The 12243-nt window shown below is 59.9% G+C and carries 9 protein-coding genes; 8 read left to right on the forward strand and 1 reads right to left on the reverse strand.

Annotation, left to right across the window (positions count from 1 at the left end):
* Nucleotides 1-11: 11 nt before the first annotated feature.
* Nucleotides 12-1241 (forward strand): CaiB/BaiF CoA transferase family protein, encoded by a 1230-nt coding sequence (locus tag ACIQT2_RS11905; RefSeq protein WP_402946554.1) that lies wholly within the window; start codon nucleotides 12-14, stop codon nucleotides 1239-1241.
* A 168-nt stretch (nucleotides 1242-1409) separates the two neighbouring features.
* Here the strand turns inward: ACIQT2_RS11905 and ACIQT2_RS11910 are convergent, their stop codons facing one another.
* Entirely contained in the window at nucleotides 1410-2195 is a 786-nt protein-coding gene (locus tag ACIQT2_RS11910; protein ID WP_402946556.1) for a FadR/GntR family transcriptional regulator, read from the reverse strand.
* Nucleotides 2196-2857: 662 nt separating this feature from the next.
* On the opposite strand from ACIQT2_RS11910, the gene ACIQT2_RS11915 reads away from it, so the two are divergent.
* The 7 genes from ACIQT2_RS11915 (at nucleotide 2858) to pdxS (ending at nucleotide 12242) form a co-directional block, all read left to right on the forward strand.
* Nucleotides 2858-4171, forward strand: coding sequence for a branched-chain amino acid ABC transporter substrate-binding protein (locus tag ACIQT2_RS11915; RefSeq protein ID WP_402946558.1), 1314 nt, complete (start codon nucleotides 2858-2860; stop codon nucleotides 4169-4171).
* A gap of 144 nt (nucleotides 4172-4315) precedes the next feature.
* The gene (locus tag ACIQT2_RS11920; protein WP_402946560.1) at nucleotides 4316-5368 is read left to right on the forward strand and encodes a branched-chain amino acid ABC transporter permease; all 1053 of its coding nucleotides are present in this window, start codon (nucleotides 4316-4318) and stop codon (nucleotides 5366-5368) included.
* A 1-nt stretch (nucleotide 5369) separates the two neighbouring features.
* Nucleotides 5370-6704: a branched-chain amino acid ABC transporter permease gene (locus ACIQT2_RS11925; RefSeq protein WP_402946562.1), complete on the forward strand. Its 1335-nt coding sequence runs from the start codon at nucleotides 5370-5372 to the stop codon at nucleotides 6702-6704.
* Entirely contained in the window at nucleotides 6701-7609 is a 909-nt protein-coding gene (locus tag ACIQT2_RS11930) for an ABC transporter ATP-binding protein (protein WP_402946564.1), read from the forward strand. Before ACIQT2_RS11925 ends, ACIQT2_RS11930 begins: the two co-directional genes overlap by 4 nt.
* Nucleotides 7606-8364: an ABC transporter ATP-binding protein gene (locus ACIQT2_RS11935; protein ID WP_402946566.1), complete on the forward strand. Its 759-nt coding sequence runs from the start codon at nucleotides 7606-7608 to the stop codon at nucleotides 8362-8364. The genes ACIQT2_RS11930 and ACIQT2_RS11935 overlap by 4 nt, the downstream gene beginning before the upstream one ends.
* A gap of 1078 nt (nucleotides 8365-9442) precedes the next feature.
* Nucleotides 9443-10975: an amino acid permease gene (locus tag ACIQT2_RS11940; protein ID WP_402946568.1), complete on the forward strand. Its 1533-nt coding sequence runs from the start codon at nucleotides 9443-9445 to the stop codon at nucleotides 10973-10975.
* A 331-nt stretch (nucleotides 10976-11306) separates the two neighbouring features.
* Nucleotides 11307-12242, forward strand: coding sequence for a pyridoxal 5'-phosphate synthase lyase subunit PdxS (pdxS, locus tag ACIQT2_RS11945; protein ID WP_402946569.1), 936 nt, complete (start codon nucleotides 11307-11309; stop codon nucleotides 12240-12242).
* The last annotated feature ends 1 nt before the right edge of the window (nucleotide 12243 follow it).

Consider the following 12243-nt stretch of genomic DNA (forward strand, 5'->3'; position numbering starts at 1 on the left):
GGAAACAGAACGTGACACTGCCTTTGGAAGGTATCCGAATTCTCTCACTTGAACAGTACGGAGCAGGACCGTTCGGGTCCTCCCACCTGGCGGACCTCGGAGCCGAGGTCATCAAGATCGAGGACCCTTCTATTCGCGGGGACATCGGACGCTATATTCCCCCGTACTTCCAAGGTGAGGACTCCCTGTTCTTCGAGTCGTTCAACCGCGGGAAGAAGTCGATCAGCCTCGATCTCAACAGCGGAGCCGGACGGGAGATCTTCGAGCGGCTCGTCCAGGAGAGCGATGCTGTTTATTCAAACATGCGTGGCGATGTGCCGGAGAAAATCGGCATTACCTACGACCAGCTCAAACACCTTAACCCGGCCATCGTTTGCTGCTCTCTAAGCGGCTACGGCATGACAGGACCTCGCAAGAACGAGCCTGGCTATGACTATGTAATCCAGGGTCTCACAGGGTGGATGGACATCACTGGCGAACCGGACGGCCCACCCACTAAGTCAGGCCTTTCAATCGTGGACTTCTCAACCGGGTACGTCGCTGCGCTGGCGTTGATGTCCGGACTCTGGGCGGCCAAACGAGACGGTGTCGGCATGGACTGCGACGTCAGCTTGTTCGACACGGGCATCGCCATGTTGACCTATCCCGGAGTGTGGCACCTCAATGCCGGGTTCGAACCAAAGCGGACCCGTCACTCTGCGCATCCCTCGATTGTTCCCTTCCAGGCATTCCAGGCTTCGGACGGTTGGTTTGTGATCGCCGCCGCCAAACCTAAGTTCTGGACGCGGATTGCGGAGGCCATCGGTCGGCCGGAACTGGCCGAGCACCCCGACTTCAAGTCGCTGTCCGACCGGCAGAAAAACTCAGAATCTCTTCTGGCCATCCTTAACGAGACGTTCCTGGAACGGCCCGTGGACCACTGGGTTACCTGCCTGAAGGCCGCAGCCGTTCCCGTGGGTGAGGTGAACACGGTCGAACAAGCCTTCAAGGATCCTCAGACCGATGCCCGCGGCATGGTTCTCGAGGCCGAGCACCCACTCTATGGCACAGTAAAAACCATTGCCTCACCAGTCAAAGTCGGGAACGCAACGCGGACACCAACCCGCGCTCCGCAGCGGGGCGAGCACACTCGTTCCGTCCTCGCGGAAGTCATCGGGGTCGATGACTCCGCGTACGAGGCCGCAGCCGAGGCAGGTGCTTTCGGCAGTGCATCAAGCCACGGCCTCGTGGCTCAATCGTAAGGACGCCCTTCGCTTGTGCGTTCGGTGAGTTCCAACTGGGTGCGCGGGACCGGAACGAGAAGTCTGGACAAGGGTTTTTCCACTGAAGCGATGAAGTAGCGGGCGGATAAAGGTGTGGCCCTGACGGGATGGCAATATCCTTTCAGGGCCACACCTTGGCTGTAGTGGTTAGAGAACTGACGGGTTTTGGCTGAAGTATGTCGAGGCGAACGGCTGATCGAGGAAGTCCTGATAGCTCGCCGGCCGTGTCGATGCAACAAAGTGTGCGCGCATGGCTTCCCGGGCGGCAGCAGCATCGCCCTTCCGAAGTGCCTCCAGAATGGGCAGGTGTGCCTCTACCTCCCAGCCGCCGGTCGGGCCGGCTTGGACTGAGGCAAGGCCGGTGAGCACAGCAATCTTGCTCATCGGAGACAGCATCAACGTCAGCGCTGGGCGGTGCGTTGCCTCCATGATTCCCGTGTGGAATTCAGCGTGGGCCTGGTTGGCCGCTTCCGAATCGGGCTGCGCCACGGCGTCGCTGAGTGCGTCGTAGGCCTTCTCAAGACGAACCCAGTCGTCCTCAGTGCCGGTCTCCGCTGCTATGCCGACAATCAGAGTCTCCAACATTTCCCGGGACTCCATAACCTCACGCATGGAGAGGTTCGCACGTGCAAGAAGGGCTACCATTGCGCCGGAAAAGGCGTCGTCGCTCGGCTCGGTCACAACAGTTCCCCGGCCCTGACGTACCGACAAAAGGCCCCGGGCTACCAAAACACGTACGGCGTCCCGTAAAACGGTCCTGCTGACGCCCAGCGACTCACAGAGATCATTTTCCTTGGGAAGTACCGTGCCTGTGGGCAGGGCCCCGCTAAGTATCTGTTGCTCCAGAACAGCGACGACGCGGTCGCTTTTGAGCACGCCGACCTGGCCGGCGATACCGCTCCATTGCTCTCTCGCTAGGTCCGCAGTTGCCATGGCCGTCCCTCCGACGCTGAATACATGATATCTAGTATGTGACTTTACCATCGCTCAGTGCTCAAAACAGGGAACCGAACAGGTCCGCTGCGACCAACGCGCCCATTTGCCAAAACCAGCCCAAAGCCTCTCGTAGTGGACGCCGAGGCAGGGCGCAGGCGCCCGCTGACCGCGGTAACCAGACTAACGACCTTCCCCACTGGCCGGCCCCCGGAATCCTGCCTGCCCATCCACGCACTCGCGGGTTCCCGCTGGGGGTGTGGACCAGTTCAATCACCTCGGGTAGCGGATGCTTCGCCAGGGCACGTGATTGTGGAGCGGGCCAGCCGCGCATGCGGCTAGCAGGCCCTCCAGTCAGCGTGGAACCCCGAGCTCGCGCATGGCGGCGGCAACCTGGAGCCCCCAAGAATAACGACGCGATCATTCTGCGCCGGCAGCACCCAGCCTTGGCGCGCTCAGTTTGCCCCGACTTCTTCCATGACGCGCTGGAACGTCGATGTGACGGAACGCAATCAAGAGTCTTGCCGTCATTGATGTTATGTATTATTAATGATGTTCTGTGTGATGAGTTTCACATTTGATCCAGTCTGTGGATCAACCTGCGATCGTTCGGCGCGGGGCCTGCAACTCTCGCACATGCCGTATCACTCCGTTTGCGCACCGTGCGCAGAACGTACTTCCCAGGAGAAGGAGAAGCGATGGCAAGAGGATCCCTCGCACGCGCGACCGCCATAGGTATCGCGGCGACACTGGCACTCACGGCTTGCGGTGGCAATGGCGGCGGCACGGGAGGCGGCAATGAAGCTGGCAGCAAGAAGCTCACGATCTCGACCGACTTGCCCCTACAGGGAACGAGTGCAACCCTTAGCGACTCGACGAATAAGATGATCCAGCTCTACCTCGACCAGGTCGGCAATAAGGCTGGCGACTACGAGATCACGCTAAAGACCTATGACGACGCTACCGCCGCCAAGGGCAACTGGGACGATGCTGCTTGCGCGAAGAACGCAACAGACCACGTCGCGAACACCAACGAAGTCGCGGTGATGGGCACGTTCAATTCGGGCTGCACAAAAATCGAAGTTCCGACGTTGAACCAGGACTCGGACGGGCCGATGCTGATCGTTAGCCACTCAAACACCAACCCTGGCCTGACCAAAGCCTGGGAGACAGGCGAGCCCAACAAGTACTATCCGACCAGCACCCGGAACTTTGCACGGATCGTGACAACGGACGATTATCAAGGCCAGGCCGCAGCGGCGTTCGCCTATAACGACTTGAAGGTCAAGAAGGCGTACGTGTTGAACGATAACCAGACGTATGGTCTGGGCGTGGCGAAGTCCTTTGCCGAAGCGGCTTCCAAGCTTGGTATTGAGGTTGTGGGACAGCAGTCCTGGGACGCTAAGCAACCCAACTACACAGCCCTGTTCCAGTCCGTCAAGGCTTCCGGAGCGGACATGGTCTACCTCGGCGGCAGCTACGAGAGCAATGGCGGGCAACTGGTCAAGGATAAGGTGTCGGTCCTTGGGGCCAACGATGGATCGATCAAGCTGCTGGCCCCCGATGGTTTCAGCGGCTTCCCCGATCTGCTCAAACTTCCACAGTCGGCGGGCATGAACATCACTTTCGCCGGGCTGACCCAGGAACAACTGATCAAGGACGGCGGCGCCGGCGCCAAGCTCCTGGCGGCCTATAAGGCCAAGTACGGTAAGGACCCCGAAGGCAGCTACCCACTGTATGGAGTGGCAGCCGTGCAGGTCATCCTGGCCGCTATCGCCAAGTCTGACGGCACAAGGAAGAGCGTCAATGACGCGGTGTTCACCGGGGGAGGCATCGCTATTCCGGCAGACCAGTCAGTCACCGGGCGGGAAGTCAAGATTGACCCGAGCACGGGCGACACGACGGCGCGGGACATCACTGTCGAGGTGGTCAAGGATGGCCAGGAAACCTTCGTGAAAACCCAATCGGTTCAGTGACCGTGCGGTGCCGGGCCCCGTTCCCCGGGGCCCGGCACCTTCACCAAACACATTCCAGTTTTACTCCTGCCCTGGCAGAGCCAGCGTTGACGCCCGACTAAGCGCACGCTGATTACCAACGTCAAAGAAGAAGAGGAAGTCCCCATGTCCATAGTTTCCCTGACGATGGGAGCGGTCAGGCGTCGAAGAACGGCCTGGATCAGCCCGTTGGTGTCCCGTGTCCTCGGAGCGGTGGTTGTGCTGGCGGGAGGAATCTGGGTGTTTGCCAATTTGGCTGCGGACCCTGACCGGTTTCTCGGTTCCCTGCTGGTGGGTCTGCAGAATGGTCTGTTGTACGCACTGGTGGCACTCGGTTACACCATGGTGTACGGCATCATTGAACTGATCAACTTTGCCCATGGTGACCTGTTCATGCTCGCAACCATCGTTTCGGCAGGCCTGTTGGTTGGGGTCATGGGCGTCAGCGACATAACGGTCGCCACGATTGTGCCCCTGCTCGTGGCGCTGATCGTGTGTATCGCGTTCGGGAGTTTGATCAACGTCACAGCAGAATTCGTTGCCTACCGGCGGCTGCGGTCAGCGCCCAAGCTTGCCCCGCTGATGACCGCCGTCGGGCTTTCGTTCCTGTTTCGGGGGATCGCCCAGCAGGATTATGTCAACGGCTCGGCCCAAAAGAACTGGCCGGTCGTATGGCACGGCCCAATCGTGGAGGGCGTCTTCGTCTACAAACTGCTGATGGTCGTGGTGATCACGGTCCCGCTCCTGCTGGCAATGACCTATATTGTGACCCGCACCAAGATGGGCAAGGCCATGCGCGCGGTCGCCCAGGACCAAGACGGAGCGCGGTTGATGGGCATCAATGTCAACAGAACCATCTCGTTTACTTTTGCCCTAGGAGGGGGCCTGGCAGGAGCGGCAGCGGTGTTGTACTTCCTGTGCCAAACGCAGACTTACTACGACACCGGTACGCAGCTCGGCCTGATAGCGTTCACGGCCGCCGTGCTCGGCGGCATCGGGAGTCTAAGTGGTGCCGTAGTTGGCGGGCTGTCTATCGGCATCGTTCAGGCGGTCAATGAAGGAGGCGCTTATGGCTTGGGCTCAACTTGGTCCCAGTCAGTCGTCTTCCTGATTCTCATCGTGCTGATGGTCTTCAAGCCCGAGGGTCTCTTCGGTCGACCGACGACGGAAAAGGTGTGACATGAACTCTTTCCAACGGTATAAGTGGCCCGTCGGCTACGGTGTGACCATCGTATTTCTGTTCCTCGTTTACCAAGCGATCCTGCCAGGCCTCGGAAAGTCGGTCTCGGGACCGGTCATTGCATGGCTGCCCGTGGCAACCATCAACGAATGCCTGATGTGGGCGATCATGGCACTTGGCCTGAACATCGTCGTCGGTTATGCCGGACTGTTGGATCTGGGCTACGTGGCCTTCTGGGCAGTCGGCGGCTATACGGCCGGCTGGCTCATGGCCTACCCCTTCAACTGGCAGTGGGACTTTCACTTGTTTTCTCCCGTGCCGGACTCCGCGCCCGGCACCCATATCAACTTCTGGTTAGTCCTGCTCGTCGCCGGATTGGTCTGTGCCGTCCTCGGTCTGATTATCGGTGCCCCGACACTGCGTCTGCGCGGTGACTATCTCGCCTTGGTCACCTTGGGCTTTGGCGAAGTAATTACCCAGTTTTTCCGGAATTCCAACGATATCGCCGGCATGAACGTCGCCAACGGCGATTCGGGGATCACTTCAATCGACCCCATTGGCACCGGCCCCCTCGGGGCGCTCAATATCGCGCCGGATCTGCTGACCAACTCAGCAGCCGGGAACACCTGGAAGATCCTCGTTCTAGGTTCGCTGGTCGCCTTGTGCATCTTCGTCTCACTGAGGATCCGAGAGGGACGCCTCGGAAGGGCATGGCTGGCGTTGCGTGAAGACGAACTGGCCGCCTCCATGATGGGTGTTCCCCTGGTGCGCGTAAAGCTGCTGGCCTATGCCGTCGGGGCAATCTTTGGCGGAATCGGCGGCGTTGCCAATGCTGCGGCAATCACGACCGCAGTGTCCCCGTCCGGTTTTGACTTCGGCAAATCTGTTCTGGTTCTGCTCATGGTCGTTCTCGGTGGCATGGGGAACGTCTGGGGAGTCACGGTTGGGGCCTTCCTTCTCGCATGGCTGAACAGCAACGGGCTCAAGCAAATCGGTGTCCAGATCGACACGTGGTTCGGGACGGATCTCGCCGGGGTGCTTCCCCGATACAACTACATGATTCTGGGCCTACTGCTAGTCCTCATGATGCTGTTCAGGCGGGAAGGTCTTCTGCCGGAACAGAGAACGAAAGCTTTGATGAGTACACCCAGCCGTACCGAAGCCGAGGATTTGGGCGCTGAGAGTCTTGAGGCCGAAGCGGAAACCGAGGCGGTTGCACAGTCAAACCCTGAGGCAGACGCGAAGATCGCTGCTGCCGCTGCCGCAGTCACCCCGGCTTTAGCCGCTGAGCCAAGCCAGGACCCTGGCCATATAACGAAGGATGAAGGCCGATGAACCAGCCGTTGCCTGACGTAACCCAGCTTGGGGAGCGGCCCGCCATTTTAGGCGCTGCCGGCTCTGACACTGGCGATGCCGCCCCGCCTGGCATGGGGGGACCCATCACCGAGAACGTGCTGTACGCCGATCACATCTCAATCAAATTCGGCGGCTTGGTCGCAATCGACGATGTCTCGTTCTCCATCCCGCCCCGGTCAATCGTGAGCCTTATTGGTCCCAACGGTGCGGGGAAGACGACCTTCTTCAACGTGATTACCGGACTCTATCGGGCCACCCATGGATCGGTCTTCCTAGATGGCAAGGACATCACGCTCACCAAGCCCCACATCCGGGCGTCAATCGGCCTCGCGCGCACCTTTCAGAACATCCGGCTGTTCAACCTGATGACTGCCGAAGAGAACATCATGGTGGCAATGCATCCGCACCTTAAGGCAGGGGTCTTCTCAACGGTGCTCCGTCTGCCCCAGCAGCGCCGGGAGGAGAAGCAAGCCCGGGACACCGCACGTGAGCTGTTGGAGTACGTGGGGATCCCGCACGCGGAGGGCGAACTGGCCCGCAACCTCTCCTACGGCGACCAGCGGCGCTTGGAGATCGCCAGGGCCTTGGCCTTGCAACCCAAGGTACTGCTGCTCGATGAACCGACAGCGGGAATGAACCCCCAGGAATCAGCCACTTTCAACGAGTTTGTCTACCGGGTCCGGGACGAGCGTGGAATATCGGTGCTGCTGATCGAGCATGACATGAGCGTCATCATGAAGATCAGCGAGCGGATCACGGTCCTCGACCGCGGAGCCAAGATCGCGGAGGGAACCCCGGACGACATCAGGAACAACCAGACCGTCATCGAAGCCTATCTGGGCAAAACCGGTACCCGCGAAGGCAAAAGGAGCAAGCCAGCATGAGCACAATCGTTGACCCGACGAACCAACGTGGGAAGGGCAAAGACGTCGTCCTTGATCTAAAGGAACTGTCCGTTTACTACGGGAACATCGCCGCAGTGCAGGATCTTTCGATGACCGTCTACGCCGGAGAGATCGTCACGCTGATCGGCTCCAACGGCGCAGGCAAGTCAACCACGCTCCGCACCATCTCCGGGCTCCTCCGGCCCAGGCACGGGGAAGTGATCTATAAAGGCAACACGATCAATGGAACTCCCGGCCACGACGTGGTCAAACTCGGTATCTGCCACTCGCCGGAAGGGCGCAAAATCTTTCAGAAGATGACCGTCCTGGAGAACCTGGACCTCGGGGCATTCACCAGGAAGGACACCACCAGCATCGGCGAAGACCGTGAACGGGTCCTGGAATTGTTCCCCCGGCTTCGCGAACGGGTCAACCAAAAGGCCGGCACCATGTCCGGCGGAGAGCAACAGATGCTGGCAGTTGCCCGGGCCTTGCTCGGCAATCCCACACTGCTCCTGCTGGACGAACCCTCCATGGGTCTTGCACCGGTTCTCGTTGATGTCATCTTCGAGACCATTGAACGCATCCGTGAGCAGGGGGTTACCGTGCTGCTTGTCGAACAGAACGCTGTTGCGGCACTTGAAATCGCCGACTACGCCTATGTCATGGAATCCGGCCGCCTGACGATTCAAGGTGACGCAAACCGGCTGCTGGACGAACCGGAAGTGACCGCCGCCTATCTCGGCGGCCACTGACCCGAGCCAGCACTGTCCGGGAGCCGCCCTGGAGACACCTCGAATGAGCACTCGGCCCTCGCAGGAAACCTGATGGCTCATGTCCGACAAATGGAATTGCGTTTGCTGCTCACGTCCTGCCGCGAATGCCGGTCGGTGCTGGGTTCTTAACGCCAATTCGGCCTTCCCTGCCTCTTGCTTCAAGGGGCAGGGACAGGCGCGGGTACGAACTGACGGAGCCGAATGGCGTCTGGATTAGAGCTCTCTTATTATCCACGCGGCTCAGGGCAGCGGAGAGCTTTCTATGCGAGTTCTAGGTCGACGTCATCGGAACAGAGGAACAGTTCTGTGCTTGTTGAATCGGCAAAGGAGATCCAAATGACATCACCTCTGGGAGTCCTGTTTTTCACAACTCCGACTCCGTTTGGTGATTGAGAGCCCCGGACTCTCACGGTTGCGCCGGGGACCATTTGCCTCCAGGCCCGTCGTCTTTCTTCCGACTTCAACCAGTTATCCATCCGTGGCATGGGCGAGGGGGAGAAGAAGCTCATTGCCAACCTCCACTCCACACATGACGTGTCAGGCAGGAGGGCTGACCGCCCGAAAACTGCTGCTGAGTGGTCTGGACCATGCAGGCTCCTTTTGGTCACAACCGTGGAACACGAACCGGAAGGCCCCGGTTCGCTCTGTAATGTTACTCACATAATACATATCATCTTAGATTGTGTCGCGCGCTCCTGAAGATCATACGTATTACCGAAAGCTTGACCTGGTGGTTTGAAAATGTAAGATGGAACACGCAATGTCTTGTGCAGTGAGTCACAGATACCCATCGTTCGTCTTTCAAATGAAAATCCTTGGTTATCGACGACGGCAAAGGAACATAACGCAGCTCATTCGTCGGCGCGCGGACTCACTGCTGAGTCCTACGGTGCGGCGTGGACGCACCCGGGTCGAAAGATCTCCGGCAGCTATTGGGTCCATGAGGAAGTGGGCGCAGCCGCCGATATCGCTTCACGGTCCTCCGCCCTGCCATGCACGATGCGGCCCTCTCGGGCTGACGACCGGCAACATACGCATCACTGAAGGAACCATTCCCATGACAACTCGCCAAACGAGCCAACCGGCCAGCGGCACGCTCGCAGGATCAACGCACGCGGAAGACGCCGATGGCGCCACCAGCGCCGAAGATAGTGGATTCAAAAAGAACTTGAAGCCTCGGCAGATTCAAATGATGGCTCTGGGAGGGGCTATCGGCACCGGGCTGTTCATGGGCGCCGGCGGCCGCCTTCTTGGAGCCGGCCCGTCCCTGGCCTTTCTTTACGCCCTTTGCGGATTTTTCGTCTTTCTCATTCTCCGCGCACTGGGCGAACTGATCCTGCACCGGCCATCGTCAGGATCGTTCGTTTCTTACGCCCGGGAATTCTATGGCGAGAAGATGGCCTTCGTATCCGGCTGGCTCTACTGGTTCTCTTGGGCCATGTCAGCCATTGCGGACGTCACGGCCGTTGCGCTATACATGAACTTTTTTGGCCGGTACTGGGCGCCGATCAGCGACGTACCGCAATGGGTCTTTGCACTGGCAGCACTCGTAGTCGTGCTCGCCCTGAACCTTGTATCAGTCAAGGTCTTTGGTGAGTTGGAGTTCTGGTTTGCTCTGATCAAGGTGGTGGCGCTGGTCGGGTTCCTCATCGTCGGGGTGTTCTTCGTCATTTTCGGGACACCCGTAGATGGCCACACCGTGGGCTTCTCACTGATTCAGGACAACGGTGGATGGTTCCCCAATGGCGTCCTGCCCGCAGTCATCATGATCCAGGGCGTTGTCTTTGCCTACGCGGGGGTCGAACTCATCGGAACGACCGCCGGAGAAACGGAAAACCCCGCGAAGATCATTGCCAAATCCATCAACGCCGTCATCTTCCGCGTCGCGGTGTTCTATGTCGGATCGGTCCTCCTCCTCAGCCTCCTGCTCCCGTACACGGCCTACAAGGCGGGCGTCAGCCCTTTCGTGACCTTCTTCGGCTCCATCGGCTGGGATGGTGCAGACACCATCATGACCCTGGTGGTTTTGACGTCCTCCATGTCCTCACTGAACGCCGGCCTTTATTCCGTCGGGCGCATCATGCATTCAATGGCCGCTTCGGGATCCGCCCCACGCTTCGCCGGTCGCATGAACAAAGCCGGCGTTCCCTATGGCGGCATCGCGATCACGGCCGTCGTGACGCTGCTAGGGGTGGTTTTGAACGCCGCACTGCCAAACCAGGCTTTCGAGATTGTCCTGAACTTCACAGCCCTCTGTGTTCTGTGCACCTGGGGCACGATCATCCTCTGCCAGATGCGATTGGTGGCATTGTCCAAGAAGGGCCTCCTCCAACGCCCCACTTATAGGCTGTTCGGTGCTCCCTACACCTCCTATGCCGTTCTGGCCTTCCTTGCAGTCATTCTGGTTCTGATTGCCTTCGACTACCCTGCCGGGACGATCACGGTCGGATCCCTTGCCGTGGCCGTACCGCTGCTGGTGATCGGCTGGTTTGCCTGCAGGAAACGCATTTTCGCACTGGCGGCGGAGCGCAACGGCGTGACAGGACCACACCCGGTCCTGGCGGACCGACCGCTGGCCAAGAAGCCCTAGGAAGCCCGGGCAAGGTCTTTACCCGTTCCTAGCGACCACCCGGGCTTAGCGACCACTTGGGTTTTGAGTACAGCAACCCCGACGAAATGACGCACCCGTCCGGCGCCCGCCGCGCTACAGGACGGGTGCGCTTTTCATGAGCGCATTCCTTCTCAAACAAATAGATGTGATGTATTATGAATTATGTATTGCTGACTGGAGGGCTGCTGTGAAGTCCCGGACAAGGGAGTCCACGCGGCGTACGGGCGAGCCAAGGACGCACCTCGCCCGCCTTCAGCAGCGGCCCGGCGGCTTACGATGCCCGGCTTTTTGAATCTCGACGGGAGTCCCTGTGTTTAGCTTCAGTGAAGACAATCAACATGCTGGCCTCAGCAAAGCGGCCCGCACCGAAACCGGCTCGAGCCGTGTGAAGCGGGGCATGGCGGAGATGCTCAAGGGCGGCGTCATCATGGACGTCGTTAACGTCGAGCAGGCCCGCATCGCTGAAGATGCCGGTGCTGTTGCCGTGATGGCGCTTGAGCGTGTCCCGGCCGATATCCGCGCCCAGGGCGGCGTGTCCCGGATGTCCGATCCGGACATGATCGATCAGATCATCGCCGCGGTGTCGATCCCGGTCATGGCGAAGGCCCGCATCGGCCACTTCGTCGAAGCCCAGGTCCTGCAATCCCTCGGTGTGGACTACATCGACGAGTCCGAGGTCCTGACTCCGGCGGACTACATCAACCACATCGACAAGTGGAACTTCACCGTCCCGTTCGTCTGTGGTGCCACCAACCTCGGTGAGGCCCTGCGCCGCATCAACGAGGGTGCGGCGATGATCCGTTCCAAGGGCGAGGCCGGTACCGGAGATGTGTCCAACGCCACAGGGCACATGCGCAAGATCCGCGCCGAGATCGCCAAGCTCTCCTCCCTGCCCGAGGACGAACTGTACGTCGCGGCCAAGGAACTGCAGGCCCCGTACGAGCTGGTCAAGGAAGTCGCCGCGACCGGCAAGCTTCCGGTGGTGCTGTTCACCGCCGGTGGGATCGCGACCCCGGCCGATGCTGCGATGATGATGCAGCTCGGCGCCGACGGTGTCTTCGTCGGGTCCGGGATCTTCAAGTCCGGCAACCCGGCCCAGCGCGCCGCCGCCGTCGTCAAGGCCACCACGTTCCACGATGACCCGGACGTGATCGCGAAGGTCTCCCGCGGGCTCGGCGAAGCCATGGTCGGCATCAACGTCGACGAAATCCCCGAACCCCACCGCCTCGCAGAACGCGGCTGGTGAG

This window comes from Paenarthrobacter sp. NPDC090522 (assembly GCF_044769225.1).
Taxonomy (GTDB): domain Bacteria; phylum Actinomycetota; class Actinomycetes; order Actinomycetales; family Micrococcaceae; genus Arthrobacter.